The 17,453-nt window shown below is 61.9% G+C and carries 12 protein-coding genes and 1 riboswitch; of the genes, 5 read left to right on the top strand and 7 right to left on the bottom strand.

Annotated elements, in window-relative coordinates; genetic code table 11:
* From HXO69_RS06795 to HXO69_RS06780, 4 genes are all read right to left on the bottom strand, one after another.
* The coding region (locus HXO69_RS06795; protein WP_296546115.1) for a DUF6350 family protein at positions 1–850 on the bottom strand (850 nt) is incomplete at its 3' end.
* A gap of 129 nt (positions 851–979) precedes the next feature.
* Positions 980–1,414: a hypothetical protein gene (locus HXO69_RS06790; protein ID WP_005508979.1), complete on the bottom strand. Its 435-nt coding sequence runs from the start codon at positions 1,412–1,414 to the stop codon at positions 980–982.
* 10 nt (positions 1,415–1,424) lie between these two features.
* Positions 1,425–1,652, bottom strand: a complete 228-nt coding sequence (locus HXO69_RS06785) for a hypothetical protein (RefSeq protein WP_044150747.1) — start codon at positions 1,650–1,652, stop codon at positions 1,425–1,427.
* A gap of 35 nt (positions 1,653–1,687) precedes the next feature.
* A riboswitch (SAM riboswitch) is annotated at positions 1,688–1,822 on the bottom strand.
* A gap of 56 nt (positions 1,823–1,878) precedes the next feature.
* The gene (locus HXO69_RS06780) at positions 1,879–2,109 is read right to left on the bottom strand and encodes a hypothetical protein (protein WP_296546114.1); all 231 of its coding nucleotides are present in this window, start codon (positions 2,107–2,109) and stop codon (positions 1,879–1,881) included.
* On the opposite strand from HXO69_RS06780, the gene HXO69_RS06775 reads away from it, so the two are divergent.
* A complete protein-coding gene (locus HXO69_RS06775) occupies positions 2,089–6,231 on the top strand; it encodes a DEAD/DEAH box helicase (RefSeq protein ID WP_296546112.1) in 4,143 nt (1,380 codons plus the stop codon). The genes HXO69_RS06780 and HXO69_RS06775 overlap by 21 nt on opposite strands.
* Positions 6,232–6,413: 182 nt before the next feature.
* Entirely contained in the window at positions 6,414–7,250 is an 837-nt protein-coding gene (locus HXO69_RS06770) for an aldo/keto reductase (protein ID WP_296546110.1), read from the top strand.
* A 175-nt stretch (positions 7,251–7,425) separates the two neighbouring features.
* Here the strand turns inward: HXO69_RS06770 and HXO69_RS06765 are convergent, their stop codons facing one another.
* Positions 7,426–9,960 (bottom strand): helix-hairpin-helix domain-containing protein, encoded by a 2,535-nt coding sequence (locus tag HXO69_RS06765; RefSeq protein ID WP_296546108.1) that lies wholly within the window; start codon positions 9,958–9,960, stop codon positions 7,426–7,428.
* Between the two features lie 412 nt (positions 9,961–10,372).
* Here HXO69_RS06765 and HXO69_RS06760 point away from each other — a divergent pair, with 412 nt between their 5' ends.
* Positions 10,373–11,962 carry a dehydrogenase gene (locus HXO69_RS06760; protein ID WP_296546107.1) on the top strand — a complete coding sequence of 530 codons (1,590 nt, stop codon included), beginning with the start codon at positions 10,373–10,375 and terminating at the stop codon, positions 11,960–11,962.
* Between the two features lie 142 nt (positions 11,963–12,104).
* On the opposite strand, the gene HXO69_RS06755 is transcribed toward HXO69_RS06760, so the two are convergent.
* Together HXO69_RS06755 and HXO69_RS06750 are read right to left on the bottom strand one after the other, a co-directional pair.
* Positions 12,105–13,580, bottom strand: coding sequence for an amino acid permease (locus HXO69_RS06755; protein ID WP_296546106.1), 1,476 nt, complete (start codon positions 13,578–13,580; stop codon positions 12,105–12,107).
* 416 nt (positions 13,581–13,996) lie between these two features.
* Entirely contained in the window at positions 13,997–15,478 is a 1,482-nt protein-coding gene (locus HXO69_RS06750) for an amino acid permease (protein ID WP_296546105.1), read from the bottom strand.
* Between the two features lie 500 nt (positions 15,479–15,978).
* On the opposite strand from HXO69_RS06750, the gene HXO69_RS06745 reads away from it, so the two are divergent.
* Positions 15,979–16,377, top strand: coding sequence for a hypothetical protein (locus tag HXO69_RS06745; protein ID WP_296546103.1), 399 nt, complete (start codon positions 15,979–15,981; stop codon positions 16,375–16,377).
* Between the two features lie 215 nt (positions 16,378–16,592).
* Positions 16,593–17,399: a tRNA (guanosine(46)-N7)-methyltransferase TrmB gene (trmB, locus tag HXO69_RS06740; protein ID WP_005508988.1), complete on the top strand. Its 807-nt coding sequence runs from the start codon at positions 16,593–16,595 to the stop codon at positions 17,397–17,399.
* The last annotated feature ends 54 nt before the right edge of the window (positions 17,400–17,453 follow it).

Raw genomic sequence — 17,453 nt, 5'->3', positions numbered from 1 at the left:
TGGTCAAACCAACCGAGGTACCCGCACCAAAGGAGAAACCGGCACCGGTCGACCACGCAATCGCATAAATCACCAGGTTCGGCAAGAAACCCAGCTGCAGCAAAGTCACCGCAGTATCACCCACAGCACCCGCATGCAGCTCCTGGTAGGTGGCAACAATCTGCGACCAGCCCGCCAAAATACCGATACCCAAAAGCACCGCACCCAGACCAACCAGCGCCACAAAAGCAACCACCGCAGCACGCACCACAGCCCAGGCATACGAACCCGCCCAACGCGAATACTGACTCATCTGCGAAATCTGCTCCGCAGTATCAACACCCACCATGCGCGAGAGCGAACGCGCCTCACGGTAGCCACCCCACATCAGACCAGCCACCACAATACCCAAAGGCACCAGGGCAGCATTCAACGCCTGAAGAGGCTGCGGATGCCTCGCCCAACCGTACATCGCCGAACTAATCAGCGCATAAGTCACCGAACCGGACAGCACCGGAATCAAAAACTCACCCTCATACGAGGCGCGCGCCAGGCGACGACCCGAACGGTAACAGAGCAGCAACGGCAAAATACTCAAACCCAGCGGTACCAGCGTCATCGTGCCGGCAGAAGCACCAAAAGCAGCCGCAAGATCCAGGGGAACACCGTGAATCAGAAGCCACAGGTGCGCCGACATGGCGGCCACGGAGGAAAACTCCATGTCGCCAAAACCCTTGGTCGCCCACACGGCAGACATCGCCGCAAACACAGCAAGCGCAGAGAACAGGGCAGTAACAATTAGCTCAACAACACCCTGAAGCCACAGAGGCATGGGCATGGAATAACGAGAGATAGGTGAGGTGCTTTTCATCGTCCTTCAATCATGCCACGAATTAACGACGAAACCCGCCTCCGATTAACACTCGAAAGCGGGTTCTCACAACTATTCGCACAGGTATTCATCCAGACGCACACGCGAGGACGCGTATCAGGCGAAGTTTTACTGCTCAGTCCACGGGTTGGAAGCTTCAACACCCCAGGCGCGGTACACCTGCGCCTTAGAAGAAATCAGCTCCAAATCATAGGCGCTCGCACTCGCCGCCATCAGACCCTCCAGGGCGGCGGTAGGCAGCGGACCGGCATCATCACGACCCACGGCATGCACGCCGCGCGGCGCCTGACGGCCCGCCCACTCGAGGCTCACGCGCGCATCCACATTAATAACGTGGTCGCCAAAGCGCTCAAGAAGTTCGGTAATCCAACGATCAGTTTCCGGGTAGGGGTACAGGCCCTTCAGCTCACCAATGCTCAGCACAGAAATGTACATGTGTCGGAACGAGCGGCGGCGCAGAAAAGCGACCACGGCGGGGTCTGGATCCGCCTTACGGATCTCCGCAAGAACGTCGGAGTCCAGGAGCATACCGGAGAAATTCATACCCCTAATGCTACGCTACGCGCAGACCGGCGTACTGAATAGCGGGGATACCCTCAGGGTTCGGCAGAAGAAGGAAGTTCAGGAACTCGTCGCGCTTAGAAGAAATGCGGGAGTAATCGTCAATGCTGACTGCGGTGTATCCGCCTCGCGCGGGGACAGCTGCGGCACGCAGGCTTTCCTGGTAGGAGCGGGAGGGGTTCAGAGAGATTGCTGCTTCGGTTGCAGAGCCGTTGTACATGTGACAACCTGCGCCGTGAGTGGCGCGATCCTTTCGCGTTGCTCTTGTCTGTACCAATTACCACCGGTTATTCCGGTGGTGAATACAAACCGCTTCGTCATCCGAGCCACCCGTGAACATGGGGTTGGCGTTCGACCATAGTCGGAGCTTATCAGTCGAAACTCTTGAAGCTGGGTTTAGCTTACAGCATTTTCTCAAGTTAAGTAAAGCGTTTTTTGAAAGAGATTTAGATTATTAGCCTTTTGGCTTGTGAGAGTGCTTTAAATGGCGTGAATTTTTGATACTGCGCGGAATATCCTATGTGAATACCGGTGTTTTTATGCGCTAAAAACTCCCCCACCACAAATACGAAATACACCCCAAACCACCGCTCAATAGTCGCCTCGGCAACCAGCCCGACAGTCAATCCAACAGTCAGCCCGGCAGCCGCCAGCAAATGACCGGCAACAAGGCGCATACCCGCACAATACGCGATAATGAGCTGGTGAGCGCCAACAACCCCTTCCCCGAAATTCCCGTCACCGTACCGCAGATCATTCGCCAGGCCGGGCACCGCACCTACCAGCGCGGTGTCGCCTACCAGCGCAACCGCGAAGTCATCCGCTACAGCTACGACGAAGACGAGCGAACCCTCACCGGACTCGTCAACGGAAGCACCATCATCCCCTACGAAGTGACCATTCGCTTCTTCCCCGCCGTCAGCGGCTCCGCAACCTTCACCGCCCGCTGCACATGCCCCGTGCTCACCGACTGCAAGCACGCCGTAGCGCTCATGCTCACCGCGCTCGACCGCGCCTCCGTAGCGAAAAAGGCACTCAGTGAACACCCCGGACCGATCGGCGTACCCGGTGCCGCGGCAAAGGACGCGGCAGAGGCAAAGGGACCCGCAGATTCAAAGAGCGCGGACGTTGCGGAGGCGAAGAAAGTCGCCGACCCGCTCGCGGCGCTACGCGCCTCCGGTGCGCTCACCACCGCGGCGAAACTGCCCGCGCCCGATGCAGCGACTGCCGAGCCCGCAAACCCCCAGGGAAGCTTTGCACTCAACGAGCTAGGCGCCTCCCCGAGCCTGCAGGCAGAGGCATCCGCAACCAAAATCTCGGCATGGCGGCGCGACCTCTCCTCCATTCTTTCCGCACGTCAGGACCTTGCGGGCATCGATTCGATGCGCGTGAGCGGCGCCCTGGATTTCTCGCTGAGCGTCTCCGGTTCCTACGCGCGCGGCCGCAATATGCCCGGCGCAACCCCCAGCATTAACCTGCTCGCCCGCCCGCTCATGGCGTCCAAAACCGGGCGCTGGATCAAGGGCGGACTCAGCTGGGAAACCTTCGCCTCCAGCGTGGGCGGGCCCGTCGGGCGGCACGAAATCTACCCCGAACACGAACGATTCTTCGCCGAGCTCTACTCGATTGCCCGCCCCTGGCAGAACATGTACTCCTCGCACCGCGACTGGATCTCAATCAGCGCTTCTGCCTCCACTCTGCTCTGGGATGTACTAGCCCGCGCGGAGGATATTGGCCTGCCCCTGCTCGTCAACGGTCGCGAAGTGAACTACGCCGTGCTGAGCCCCGCACAGGTGCGCCTGCACGCCGCCGCCAGCGAAGAGAAACACGCGGAAGGCGCCGGACTGCAGCTTCAAGCCGCGCTCAGCTGGGAAGGACGCGAAGGCGAACTACTGCGCCAGCTCTGGCTACCCGCCGCGCACTGCCACCCCATCGGCACCCCGCGCACCGGCTTCTTTGCCCTGGGAGGGCTCGCCCAGCAGGAGTACGAACAGGCGGCAAAGGCGGTGCACTGGAAGACCGCGCGCCCCGGCGCGCTGGATGAAGTGGGCCGCGAATCTTTCGTGCAAAAGACTGCCCAAAAGGACGCGCAGGAGGCGCCTACTGAGCCCTCTACCCCGACCATCAACCCAGCGCAGGGTGAACGGGTGCGATACTCCCCCGCCGTGCCCGAACTGCCCGAGGGCGTGGAGCTGGCGCTCATCCCCCTGGTTGAGCCGCTCGATGCCGCCTCCGAATCGCTCATTAATGCCGGAACCGTACACATTCCCGCCGCGGAACGCGCCACGTTCCAGAAGGAGTATCTGCCCGCGCTCAGCCGTTCCATTCCCTCGCTGACCCCCGATCCGGCGCTGGCGCTACCTCGCGTGAAGCCGCCGCATCTGGTGCTTGTAATCAGCTTTGACGAGCAGGTACGCCACGACGCGCAGCTGAGCTGGCGTTGGGAGTACCCGCTGAACCCCTTCGCGGAGGACAGTGCAGAGGAGGCGAGCGCACAGGACTCTGCGGGTGCCTCCGATGTGTACTCCCTGCCCGTTTTCGGTTACCCCGGTGAAGAGGGCGGCGAGGTTCGCGATGAGCGTTTTGAGGCGCGCGTACTGCGTTCGGTGCGCGCCATTCTTGCTGCCCACCCGGCGCTTTCCGGGCTGGAAGAGCGCCGCATCGAAGGCTGGGAAACCCGCGAGCTGCTCAGCGCGATTCTGCCGAAACTTCGCCGTGTTTCCGCTGTTCAGGTGCGTTTTAACGGCACTCCGCCGGAGTTCGTGGAGGCAACCGACGCACTGATTGAAATCACCGTGAGCGAGGGCAATTCTCGTGACTGGTTCGGCCTGGGCATTGCGGTGAAGGTCAACAATTGGACCGTGCCGTTCGCACAGATTTTTGAGGCGCTCGATCGCGGGGCGGACCGTATTCTGCTCGGTAACGGCACCTATTTCTCGCTGCGTCGACCCGAGTTTAAGACCCTGCGCACCCTCATTGCGGAGGCTCGCGAGCTCGACGACGCGGGCGGCGATCTGCGCATTAACCGGCACCAGGCGGGGCTGCTCTCTGAGCTGGAGTCGTTGGCGGCGAGCGTGCATACGACCGCGCGGTGGGATGCTCAGGTGCGTTCGCTACTGGAGCTGGTTGAGGGCCTGGAGGATGCCGAAGAGAGCACCGAAAAGGACTCTGAAAAGACCTCTGACAAGGGAACTCAGGATTCCCCCGCGCTCCAGAAGACCTCTCGCAAGATTATTCCGAGCTGCCCGGTACCCATCGGCCTGCAGGCGACCCTACGCCCCTACCAGGTGGAGGGTTTCCAGTGGCTGTCGTTCCTGTACGAGCAGCGTCTGGGCGGTATTCTCGCCGACGATATGGGTCTGGGTAAGACCGTGCAGGCTCTCGCCCTCCTCGCCCACGCCATCGAGGAGCACCGCACCGCCTCCGAACGTACTGCCTCCGAATGTACCACCGAGCGCGGTGAGAGCGTCGAGCCGTTTGCGCCCTTCCTCGTGGTTGCGCCGACCTCTGTCATCACCAACTGGGCGGCGGAGGCGGAACGCTTCCTACCCGAGGCGAAGGTCGTGACCATTACCGAAACCACCGCCGGTAAGACCCCGCTGGCCGAGCGGGTTGCCGGGGCGCACCTGGTGCTGACCAGCTACACGCTGCTGCGCATGGACGAGGACGCCTACACCGGCTACGCCCGCACACTGGGCGGCACCGTTGACGATTCCACGGGCGAGCAGTCCGCCCCCGAAGGCTGGGGTGCACTCCTGCTGGACGAGGCGCAATTCGTCAAAAACACCGGCACTCGTGCCTGGTCCATCGCCCGCGCGATGCCCGCCCGCACCAAGATCGCGATGACCGGAACGCCCATTGAGAACAACCTCATGGAGTTGTGGGCGCTGTTGGCGATTGTGGCGGACGGTCTGTTCCCCTCCGCCCGCGCGTTCCGTGACCTGTACGCCCGCCCGGCGGAGTCCGGTGAGGACCCGGCGCACGCTGCGGCGACGGCTGCTCGTCTGCGCCGGCGCATCCGCCCGCTCATGCTGCGCCGCACCAAGGAGCTGGTGGCGGCGGAGCTTCCGGCGAAGAACGATACGCGCGTGAACCTGCCGTTGGCTCCGGGTCACCGCCGCATCTATGACACGCATCTGCAGCGTGAACGTCAGAAGGTGCTGGGTCTGCTGGAGGACATGGACAAGAACCGTTTCACGATCTTCCAGTCGTTGACCCTGCTGCGCCGTCTGGCGCTGGATGCCGCGCTGATTGACCCGGAGGCCTACGCCGGGGTGTCGTCGGTCAAGCGCGACTACCTGGTTCAGCAGCTACCCGATCTGCTCGAGAAGGGCCACCGTGTGTTGGTGTTCAGTCAGTTCACCGGCTACCTCAAGAGCATTTCGGCGCGCCTGGCGGAGGAGGGCATCGGCCACCTGTACCTGGACGGTTCGACCCGCAACCGCGCCGAGGTCATCGAGGCGTTCACGAGCGGTCAGGAGCCGGTGTTCCTCATTTCGCTGAAGGCTGGCGGTTTCGGTCTGAATCTGACCGAGGCGGATCACGTGTTCATTATGGATCCGTGGTGGAACCCCGCCGCTGAGCAGCAGGCGGTGGACCGTATTCACCGCATCGGTCAGGACAAGGAGGTGCACGTCTACCGTCTGGTCGCCGAAGGCACGATTGAGGAGAAGGTCATGCAGCTCAAGGAGTCGAAGGCCGCGCTCTTCGATGCGGTGGTCGGTGAAGGCGAGTTCGCCTCCGCGGCGGTGACGGCTGAGGATGTGCGCGAGCTCTTCGCGCCGGCTGTCGAGCGATAGCCGCCCTCCAGCCTGAGGAGGTGTCTGGTGCCCGTCATTTTTGTCATTTGGTTACGCCTCCGGCTAGATTCACGCCCGATTCTGGCCCAGCCCTTCTCAACGGGGGCGCTGGGGCGTAGCCTTGTAGAACTATCCAAAGCAACTATTTGGGAGGCGCCGCCTCCCCCACTCTAAGGAGCATCATGAGCTACAACGTACCCAACGTAAAGTTCAACGACGGCCGAACCATCCCGCAGCTGGGCTATGGCGTGTGGCAGGTTGAGGATGAGGTCGCCGAGAAGGTCGTGGGCACCGCCCTGGAGACCGGCTACCGCCACATCGACACCGCCGCTATTTACGGCAACGAGGCGGGCGTGGGCCGCGCTATCGCTAACTCCGGCGTGGCTCGTGAGGACATCTTCCTCACCACCAAGCTGTGGAACTCCGACCAGGGCTACGAGAGCGCGTTCGAGGCATTCGAGGCTTCCCTGGAGAAGCTGGGCACCGACTACGTTGACCTGTACCTGATTCACTGGGCTAAGCCGCAGCAGGGCCTGTACCTGGATTCCTGGCGTGCGCTGATTGAGCTGCAGAAGCAGGGTAAGGTTCGTTCGATTGGTGTTTCGAACTTCCCCGAGGAGCAGCTGCGCGAGATTATCGAGGAGACCGGTGTAGTTCCGGTCATCCATCAGATTGAGCTGCACCCCTATTTCTCGCAGGAGGCGCTGCGCGCCGTTCACGCCGAGTACGGCATCGCGACCCAGGCGTGGAGCCCGCTGGGTAACGGCAGCGACCTGCTGCAGAACCCCGTGCTGGCTGAAATTGCGGAGCGTCACGGCGCAACCCCCGCGCAGGTCGTGCTGGCATGGCACCTTGCCAAGGGTACCGTGGCTATCCCGAAGTCCGTGACCCCCTCCCGCATTGAGGAGAACCTGGCATCGGTAAACGTGAAGCTGACCGCCGAAGACATCGCGGCTGTGGATGCGCTCTCCACCCCCGAGGGTCGTATTGGCGCTGACCCGGCGAACATCGACTTCTAAGGTGTAGCTCGGGCGTAGAGCTCGAATCGCACCTATATAAAGCCCCGACAGGCACAGTTAGTGCTTGTCGGGGCTTTTGTCTGCTCTTGTGGGGAGCTGAGATTTTAGAGAATGCTCGTTCTTGGATTGGCTGGCGAACCATCAAGCTATCCCGGCGAGCGCAAGCGCTCCTCCGCTAGTTTTCCTCGTCTACCAGCAGGGAGAGGGAGATGCGGCGGCGCACCGGGTCGACCTCCACCACGCGAACCTGCACGATGTCGCCGCTACGCACAATATCGTGCGGGTTCGCCACGTAGCCGCGGCTCATCTGCGAGATGTGCACGAGGCCGTCCTGGTGCACGCCAATATCCACGAACGCGCCGAATGCCGCCACGTTCGAGACGGTGCCCTCGAGTACCATGCCGGGGCGCACGTCCTCGAAGTGCGAGACGGACTCGGAGAAGCGGGCGGTGCGGAAGCTACCGCGCGGATCCAGGCCGGGGCGGTGCAGCTCGGCGAAGATGTCCTCGACCGTGTACACGCCGGCGGTGCTTTCTTCCGTACTGCCCTGTTCGTGGCTGTCCTGCACGTAGTCGGCGGGGTTCAGCCCGGCGAGCGGGTCGGTTCCGTCCGAGGTACCCAGGGCGCCGGCAACCCAGTGGGCGCCGTTGCGTGCCTGTGCGTCGGCAATAATGCGGCGCGCGAGCGGGTAGGCTTCCGGGTGCACGGCGGAGGCGTCCAGCGGCTCCTCACCGCCGCGGATGCGAATAAATCCTGCCGCCTGGCGGAAGGTTTTCGCGCCCAGTCGCGGCACGTTCAGCAGCTGCTGACGGTTCGCAAAGGGACCGTGTTCGGTGCGGTAGGCAACGATGCGTTCGGCGGTTGCGGTGCCCACTCCCGCCACGTGTGCAAGCAGCTGCACGGAGGCGCTGTTGAGGTTCACACCCACGGCGTTCACGCAGTCTTCGACGGTGTCGTTGAGGGCGCGGCGCAGGGCGGCGGGCGGCACGTCGTGCTGGTACTGGCCCACGCCGATGGACTGCGGGTCGATTTTGACGAGCTCGGCGAGCGGGTCCTGCAGGCGGCGGGCAATCGAGACGGCGCCGCGTACGGTCACGTCGTAGTCGGGCAGCTCGGCGGCGGCGAGGGCGGAGGCGGAGTAGACGGATGCGCCCGCCTCGGAAACGGTCACCTTCTGGGGTGCTTCTGCGCCTTCCTCGCGCAGGGTGCGGATCAGTTCGCTGGCGAGCTTGTCGGTTTCACGGCTTGCGGTGCCGTTGCCAATGGCGATGAGTTCCACGCCGTGCTCGCGGCAGGCTGCGGCGAGCTCGCGCAGTGCTTCTGCCCACTGGTTGCGCGGGGCGTGCGGGTAGACGGTGCCCACGCGCAACGGCTCACCGGTGCCGTCAACCACGGCGTATTTCACGCCGTGGCGCAGACCAGGATCCAGGCCGAGGGTGGTCTTGTGCCCGGCGGGCGCGGCGAGCAGAATATCGCGCAGGTTGGAGGCGAACACCTCTGTCGCGTGCTGTGCGGCGGCGTCGAGTAGCTGGTGGCGGATGCGTTCGGCAAGGCGCGGGCGCAGGTGGCTGCGCCATGCGGTGCGCACGGTGGCGGCGAGCCAGCCGAGTACGCGGTCTTCGTCGTCGACGGTGTTGAGCACCTGCACGGGGATGCGTAGCGCGGCGGCGACTTCACGCTCGTATGCAGAACGGACGTTCTCGTAATTTTCGGCGGCGGCCTCAGCTTCGGCGCGGGCGGCACCGCGCAGGCGGCTGAGCGCCACGGGGGCGGGTGCCACATCCACCTTGAGGCGCACCACGCCGGCATCCTTGGCGCGGTGCAGCGCCAGCACGCGGTGCGGCGGAATGGAACGAATACGGTCCGAGAAGGCGAAATAGTCGGAAAACTTCGCGCCAGCGCTTTCCTGACCGGCAATCACGCGGGACTCAATCACGCCACCTTCACACAGGCGCTTGAGGAGCTTTTCGCTCAGCACCGGGTCGGTGAGGGCGCGGTCAACCAGGATCGCACGGGCACCGTCGAGGGCTTCTTCGGCGCTGTGAATCTGCAGGGCTTCGTCCGCCTCCGCAACCTCAATGCTCTCGTCCTCGTCGTCTTCGGTGCCGTCGGTAATGTACGCGGCGGCGATGGCGTGCGCCTCGGCGAGGGGCACCTCCAGCAGGTCTTCGACGAGGGAATCAAGCCCGGCGGCACGCGCCATCTGGGCGCGGGTCACGCGCTCGCTGCGGTACGGGGCGTAGATGGCGTTCACGTCTGCGATGGTGGCGGCGTTCATGAGCGAGGAGCGCAGCTGTAGCAGGGTGAGCGGGTCGATGAGGCCTTCGTCGGCGCGTTCGGTGAGCGCTTCGAGCACGCGGTTGCGGCGCTCTTCGAGGGCGCGGAGCTGACCCAGGCGCGACTGGATGGTGCGCAGCTGGGTGTCGGTGAGTGCACCCGTTGCTTCTTTGCGGTAGCGGGCGATGAAGGGTACGGAGTTGTCGGCGTCAAGCAGCGCCACGGCTGCGCGGATGCGGTGCGGCGCGATGCCGGTTTCTACAGCGAGCGCGTTAATGAGGTGCTCGGCAGGCTGCTCAGTCTTGCCGCCGGTTTCGTGTTTTTCGCGGTGTGCGGCACTGCTGGGTTCGTTGCCGGCGGTGCTGCTGGGCGCGGGGTGTGCAGCTCGATCCGCACGCGGGCGGATGCTGCTCGGGAGGGGGTGTTCGCTCATCCTTCCAGTTTCGCATATTTCGCCGCGGCTCATGGGTTGGCCGGTAATGCTGAGAAAAGAGTCAGCGCGGGGCGTATTTTGCTCGCCTGTGCGGGTGCGGGTAAGCGTATTTTTCTATCGCATCTTCTAGTGCAGATTACGAGTCTTTACGCACATTTTGCCCTGTGGGTGCGCTAAATATTGTCATCTTTCCGTAAGAAACCGTGTTAGGGGTTCACGTATTTGAATAGTGCTTAGTTTCAGCGATAAATTTAGATAAAAGAGCATATTTTTTGAAAAAATATCGCTTATTCATGCAGATAAGGGGTGGCCTCACACCACGCAAACGCCCTTGTCTGCGTGCACACATTCAGGGTTTCGGCGGCACGGTACGACATGGTGCCGCCACATCCCGCAGATGAAAGAGGGACCCATGCGCGAACAAGCCGCGCTATCAAACGCGCCGGAGGGCTACTTAGATTTTCACGACGAGTACGCGGAACTCATCGCCGAACTCGCCGCGCTGGGGTTCACCCCTACCCAGGTTCTCCGCCGCCTCAACTTTCTGTACCCGCACATCAACAAGAAGTACCTGAACTATGCGCTGGACTCCGGCATCTGGCAGTTTGGCCCGGTCACGGCAGACGCCCCGAGCTACACGGTACTCGCCTGCGGCCTCTGGTACGTTTTCGCGGAAGCCTACGATTTGCCTCCGGAGCCCGAGTACGCGGCGCTGATTCTTGATTGCGATATTATTCACGACCTGCCGCCCGCGCTGGAGGCACGCCACTTCAGCAATGAAGACATTGCGCACGTTCTGGCGAAGATCGGCGCTACGCTCAAGTACCTTGCCGCACATCCCTACTCCCAGCTGGAGGAAGAAGCCTACGCGCAGACCCTCGAGGACATCCGACTGCGCGGCGTGAAAGAAATCGGCACCGAGGGCGGTAGCCTGTACACCCTGCTTGCCGCCAGTATGGAGGGCGAATCGGCGTGGCCTGCCCCCGCACAGACGGTCAACGACTACCTCGGCGACGGCAACTGGTCCCTGGGCATGCTCCGCACCGGCATCTACCCGGCGGAGGCGCTCGAGAACGAGTGGTATATCGACGCCGCGGCGGTACCTGAGGATTTTGCGCCGAAGACTCTGAGCCTGTTTTTGAGCTATTGTGCCCGCTACGACCGCGAGCCGACAGCGCTGAACTACGGCTACTGGTCTACCATTCCCACGCTGATTGAGCAGGTGCCGCCGCTGGGTGCGGTACGCGCCAAGTTCGGCTCCTGGCAGACGACCCTGCATCGCGGACGCACGCAGATTGCCCGTGAGCTGCGCCTGTGGACGAAGAACGAAGCCAGCGTAGCTGCCGTGGAGGCGAGCGCCGCTGAGTCGAAGGAGTCCGAGGCGAGCGCCGCTGAGGAGCTTGAGCTCCTTGATGCTGAGCTGACTAACGCTGAGCTCACCGAAGCAGAACTAGCAGAGCCGGATACCCCGGACGGCTCCCCTGCGGGCGCTCCCACGGAACCGGCAGAGCCCGCGCGTCTGAGCGCCCGCGAACTCACCGAGCAGGGCATCGGCGTGGTGCAGACCGCCCACACCGACCTGGCGGCGTACCACCGCACCCAGTGGGAGCAGACGGTGGAAGTCTTCGGCGAACGCCTCGCGCAGCTTGCCTGGAACCGCCGCCTGAGCACCTACTACTTCTTCGACGGCGCCTGCCTGGAAGACGCCGACCCGACCCCCGTGGTGACGGTCTTCCGTTCCCCCACCGGCTTCCTCTGCGAGCTTGAACCCACCGTCGAGGCGTTGCCCGCCTTCGACCCGGAGTTCCTGCAGGAGCACGGCTGGAGGCACCCGGTACCGGTGCATGCGCTGTGGAATCTGCACGCGCTCGACCCGATGGAGGCAGCTGCCGCCGTCATCGAGGCGATGCGTTCGGGTTGCGGTTGTGAACGTTGGGATTTCTACCGCACCGATGACGACAACGACCCGCTTGCCGAAGAGGCTGAGATGGCTTCCGTCTAAGCAAGCACTCCCGCGAGCCTCACAGGTTTATCTTTAGAGATAGCGAAAGCCCGCGTCCCCACTCCAAGAGAAGTAGGTGACGCGGGCTTTACGCGTACGCTGATAGCCGGTACTGGCAACCAGTATGGCTTAGCGTGGGTGTTTAGCGTGCCGAGAAAATCTCGGACGCCTCCACAATCGCAATCTGCGCGGTGCGGGTCGAGATTGCTTCGTGGCGGCGGGCATCAGCGCGGCGCTTGAAGACCCAGCCGATACCCAGAATCACGAACCAGATGGGCATCGCGAGCAGACCCATGAGAGTTTCCTCGTTCATGGTCAGCACACCAATGGTGAAAGCGAAGAACGCCAGCGCCAGCCACGCGGAGAAACGGCCGCCAGGCAGACGGAACTTCGACTTCTTGTGGCGCGAGGGGAACTTCTTGCGGTACATCAGGTAGCTGACCATAATCATGGCCCACGCAAAAATCACGAGCACCGCAGCCACGGTGGTGACCAGGTTGAACGCACGAGAGATCGAGTCGCCCGCGTAGAGCAGCACAATCGAGGACAGCAGCATCACGGCGGAGAGGAACAGCGCGTTATGCGGCACGCCATTCTTGGAAATCTTGCCCAGGAACTGCGGTGCACTGCGCTCGCGTGCCAGGCCGAATGCCATACGCGAGGTGGAGAAGATACCGGAGTTCGCCGAGGAGGTTGCGCTGGTAATCACCACGAAGTTGATGATATGCGCGGCGATACCCAGGCCCGCCAGGGTGAACATGGCGACGAAGGGGCTCTTATCGGGGCTGACCAGGCGCCAGGGGGTGACCATCAGGATGACGGCGAGTGCACCCACGTAGAAGACCATAATACGTACCGGCACGGCGTTAATTGCCTTGGGCAGGGTCTTTTCAGGGTCCTGGGTTTCGGCGGCGGTGGTACCGACCAGCTCGGAGCCCATGAACGCGAAGACGGCAATCTGGAATGCGCCGAGGAAGCCGATGAAGTGGTTGGGGAACATACCGCCGTCATTCCAGAGGTTCGCGACGGATGCCTGCGCGCCGCTGGGCGAGGTAAAGCCGATAGCCACGAGTGCGCCACCGACCACAATCAGGGCGACAATCGCGACAATCTTAATCATGGAGAACCAGAATTCGATTTCGCCAAAGTTCTTCACCGAGACCAGGTTCAGCACCAGGAGCACGCTGATGACGGCAAGCGCCGGGATCCATGCTTGCAGGTCGGGCCACCACATGCGCAGGTAGCCGACGATTGCGATGATGTCCGCAACGGCGGTCACCACCCACATGAACCAGTAGGACCAGCCGAGGAAGAAACCCGCCATGGGGCCGACCAGGTCGGTGGTGAAGTCCGAGAAGGACTTGTACTTCAGGTTCGACAGCAGGATTTCACCCATGGCGCGCAGCACCAGGAAGATGACGGCGCCGATGAGCATGTACACAAAAATGACGGAGGGGCCGGCGACGGAGATAGCGCGTCCGGATCCCATGAACAGGCCGGTGCCGATGGCACCGCCGATAGCGATGAGCTGAATATGTCGGTTGCTCAGACCGCGGTGCAGTCGCTCTCCCTGTTCGGGAGCTTTAGGATTCAGGGTGACGTTGTTCTGTTCAGTCACGACGTCCTCTTTTCTGCAGTTAGGCCCCGTAGCGCATATAGTGCATGGCGGATGAGGGTTTTTCGGTGTCATCCGGCAGGTTTCGCGTATAGATATGCAACCACTATTAATGCGGGGCAGCCCCGGCTTTCGGGGCGGAAGATGCGCTCAACCATGGTTCACGCCGCATCCGGGGCGTGTTCAAACATCGCCCGATGCGGGTACCTTTGGGAGCTTACACATCTGTTTGGATAGATATTCTACACGCTTTGAACGGTGAATGAAATATTTTTCTACCTTTGGTGTGTCGCGAATCTATTAAACAGGTCACTATCTGTCGCCTGACGAGGGCTGACAGAAGCAGAAAGCCCCGCCCTGCGCATCCATCAAGAATGCAGGGCGGGGCTCACACAAACCAGCCGGAGGAGAGCTGAAGACTACTTCTGACCAGCCTCTTCAGCAGTGTTCTCAGCAGCCAGCACGCGGGCACGCTTAGCGGCGTGGCGGCGGGTCAGAATCTCGTAGCCAATCGCCAGGGCAATGAACCAGATGGGGGTCAGCGCCAGACCGATTGCGGTGTCCGGGTACAGGCTCAGGGCGTAAACCATCACCGCGAAGAAGACCAGACCAAACCAGCTCATACCAATACCCCAGGGCATCTTGTACGCGGACGCCTCGTGGCGCTCGGGGAACTTCTTACGGTAGACCAGGTACGCAATCAGGATCATGCTCCAGGTGAAGATACCCATCATCGACGCCACCGAGGTCACCACAGTGAACGCCTCCATGATGCCGCTACCGGCGTACAGCATGACCAGGCTAAACAGCAGCATCACGGTGGTCAGGTACAGAGCGTTGGCGGGCACACCGTTCTTGGTGAGCTTACCCAGCGCGGAGGGGGCGGCACCGTCGTGCGCCAAACCGTAGACCATGCGGGAGGTCGAGAAAATACCGGAGTTCGCCGAGGACGCCGCGGAGGTCAGCACCACAAAGTTCACCAGCGAGGCTGCAACAGCAATACCCGCCAGGGAGAACATACCCACAAAGGGGCTCATGGACTTATCCAACTTGTCCCAAGGGGTGACGGCGAGGATGGTCAGCAACGGCAGGGCGTAGAAGAGGCCAATGCGGAAGGGTACCGCGTTAATTGCCTTGGGCAGGGTGCGTTCGGGGTGTTCGGTTTCCGCCACGGCGGTACCGACCAGCTCAGCACCCACGAAGGCGAAGAGCGCAATCTGGAAGGCGCCCAGGAAGCCCGTCAGACCCTGGGTAAAGATACCGCTACCGGAGGGGCCGGGGCGATCCCAGAGATTTGCTACGGAGGCGACGGTACCGTCGGGCGCGGTGAAGCTAAAGGCAACCATGAGCGCACCAACAATAATGAGGGCGACAATCGCGACGATTTTAATGACTGCGAACCAGAATTCGATTTCACCGAAGTTCTTCACCGAGGGCAGGTTCAGCAGCAGCAGAGCCACGATAACGGTCAGCGCCGGGATGAAGGCTGGGATTTCCGGCCACCAGTATTTGATGTAGCCGGTAATGGCAATGACGTCCGCGATACCTGTGACGACCCAGAAGAACCAGTACGACCAGCCGACGAAGAAGCCGGCGCGCAGACCGAGGATGTCGGTAATGAAGTCGGTGAAGGACTTGTACTTGGGGTTGGAGAGCAGAATCTCGCCCATGGCGCGCAGAACAAAGTAGATGACGCTACCGATAATGGCGTAAACAAAGACGATGGAGGGGCCGGTCAGGGCGATGGTCTTTGCTGAGCCGAGGAAAAGGCCGGTGCCGATGGCGCCGCCAATTGCGATCAGCTGGATGTGTCGGTAGCTTAGTCCGCGCTGGAGCTTGGAGTGCTCCGCTTCGGAGTCTAGGCCGGTGACGGAGTTGTGCTGCGTTGGCTGCTGTGTCACGTATTTCTCTTTCCTGCGTCGATTCGCCCTAAATTTCACTCGGGGGCGAGTCCGGGTGGTTGGTATTCATGCATAATCCTTAGCGGCGTGTATGGAGGAGAAATTCCCGCATCCATAGCTTGCGCGGTGCGCTTGGGCTTGTGGGCTCCGATTTCGCGGGGCTTCCGACTTCTTGCATCGCCGATAAAAGGTTATGCAGAGAATGCATAATTTCAAATTTTACCCCCTCATACCCACACAAGTACAAGGAATACAACATCACCAGATTTTTGAGACGGGGCAATTGAGACGGGGCGAGCCTGCGGCTTCTCTCAACCTCCACCCGAAACACGCCCCGCATCGCCCTTAGATTGCACCCCTTCTCTGCACGCTTCTGCCGGGTTTTCAAAAATATTTAGAAACTTTACGTGTAAAACTTTACAAGGCGAGAAACCGGGTCTAGAGTAGAAACCGTTCAACAAAAACCTAACCAACCAACTACAGAACAGAAGGACAACATCATGGGCAAGTTCTCCAACGCAGCACTGCGACTCACCGCAGGCGCACTCATCCTCGACGCAGGCGTCAAGAAGCTCAAGGCAGACGAAGGCACCTACGCTTTCCTGCAGCAGATGGCGGCAACCGGTGTTCCCGCAGTCTCCAAGCTGGACGCAGCAACCTTCGGCAAGCTCATCTCCGGCGCAGAGACCGCCCTCGGCGCAACCCTGCTGACCCCCTTCATCCCGGCACGCCTGGCGGGCGCAGGCCTGACCGCATTCGCGGCAAACCTGATGACCATGTACTTCCGCAACCCGGACATGCACGACGAGTTCTTCCGCCCCACCCAGGACGGCCAGCAGCTCGCAAACAACATCGTGATGCTCGGCGCAGGCCTGGCACTACTGGGCTCCAAGAAGTAAGCCCCACACGCTAACTCACTCAGACGACCTCACGAAAGTGCGGCGGGAACAGTATTCGTTCCCGCCGTACTTTTGTATGCGTGCTGAATTTCTGCGTTTCTCAGACCGGCATGCTCCCGGCTAGTTTAGTCTCACGCCCGGCTAGTTCAGCGTCACGCAAGCCCCGCACGCCGCGAAACCGCACGGTACAGCGGCGCTACGCTATTCTTTTAGGTATGTCTACTGAGAACACGCAGCCTAGCCAGGCACCCGAATCCACCGAAGAAAAGGCCAAGAAGCCGGTTCCCGAGGAATTCTTCCGCCAGCCCTACTCCTTCGTCCGCCGCGGTGACCGCCTCACCGCGCGCCGCCAGAAGGCGTGGGACACCTACTCCCCCACCCACGTGCTGGACATTCCGCGCCTGCGCACCGACACCTCTGTCGCACCCGAGGCGACCTTCGACCCGGTTAAGATTTACGGCCGTGAGGCGTACCAGGTCGTTGAGATCGGTTCCGGTCTGGGCGAGGCGATTGTGCACCGCGCAGCTGAGGTGCCCGAGGCGAACTTCCTCGCCGTTGAGGTGTACACCCCCGGCATTGCGGACCTGTTGCTGAAGATGGGCAACGCCGGCGTGGAGAACGTGCGTGTGGCTCAGGCGAACGCACCCGAACTGCTCGACAACATGCTTGAGGAGAACTCCGTGGACGAGCTGTGGGTGTTCTTCCCGGATCCCTGGCACAAGTCCCGCCACCACAAGCGCCGCCTGGTGTCCCCGGCATTCGCTGATAAGGTTGCGCGCGTGCTTAAGCCCGGCGGCATTTGGCGTCTGGCGACTGACTGGGAGGAGTACGCCCTGGTCATGCGTGAGGTTCTGGAGGCGCACCCCGACTTTGAGAACGTGAACCCCGGCGCCGGTGCGACCGAGGAGGATCCGCTGGGTGGTTGGGCTCCGCGTTGGGAGGGTCGTACCCTCACCAGCTTTGAGCGTAAGGCTCAGGAGGCGGGCCGCCGCGCGCACGATCTGACCTACCGCCGCAAGTAGGCGGTGCCGCGTTAGTACGCGACTTATACGTTAAGGAGGTGAGGCTCCCCGGTC

It is taken from the genome of Rothia sp. (in: high G+C Gram-positive bacteria) (assembly GCF_015265375.1).
In the GTDB taxonomy this organism is placed as follows: Bacteria; Actinomycetota; Actinomycetes; order Actinomycetales; family Micrococcaceae; genus Rothia.
Note: the sequence above shows the minus strand (reverse complement) of the source record. Positions and strands in the feature narration are given on the sequence as shown.

Coding starts and splice junctions, on each gene's coding strand:
- HXO69_RS06790 (WP_005508979.1), bottom strand. CDS start 1,414: ATGAATTTCTCCGGTATGCTCCTGGACTCCGACGTTCTTGCGGAGATC.
- HXO69_RS06785 (WP_044150747.1), bottom strand. CDS start 1,652: ATGTACAACGGCTCTGCAACCGAAGCAGCAATCTCTCTGAACCCCTCC.
- HXO69_RS06775 (WP_296546112.1), top strand. CDS start 2,089: ATGACCGGCAACAAGGCGCATACCCGCACAATACGCGATAATGAGCTG.
- HXO69_RS06780 (WP_296546114.1), bottom strand. CDS start 2,109: ATGCGCCTTGTTGCCGGTCATTTGCTGGCGGCTGCCGGGCTGACTGTT.
- HXO69_RS06770 (WP_296546110.1), top strand. CDS start 6,414: ATGAGCTACAACGTACCCAACGTAAAGTTCAACGACGGCCGAACCATC.
- HXO69_RS06765 (WP_296546108.1), bottom strand. CDS start 9,960: ATGAGCGAACACCCCCTCCCGAGCAGCATCCGCCCGCGTGCGGATCGA.
- HXO69_RS06760 (WP_296546107.1), top strand. CDS start 10,373: ATGCGCGAACAAGCCGCGCTATCAAACGCGCCGGAGGGCTACTTAGAT.
- HXO69_RS06745 (WP_296546103.1), top strand. CDS start 15,979: ATGGGCAAGTTCTCCAACGCAGCACTGCGACTCACCGCAGGCGCACTC.
- trmB (WP_005508988.1), top strand. CDS start 16,593: ATGTCTACTGAGAACACGCAGCCTAGCCAGGCACCCGAATCCACCGAA.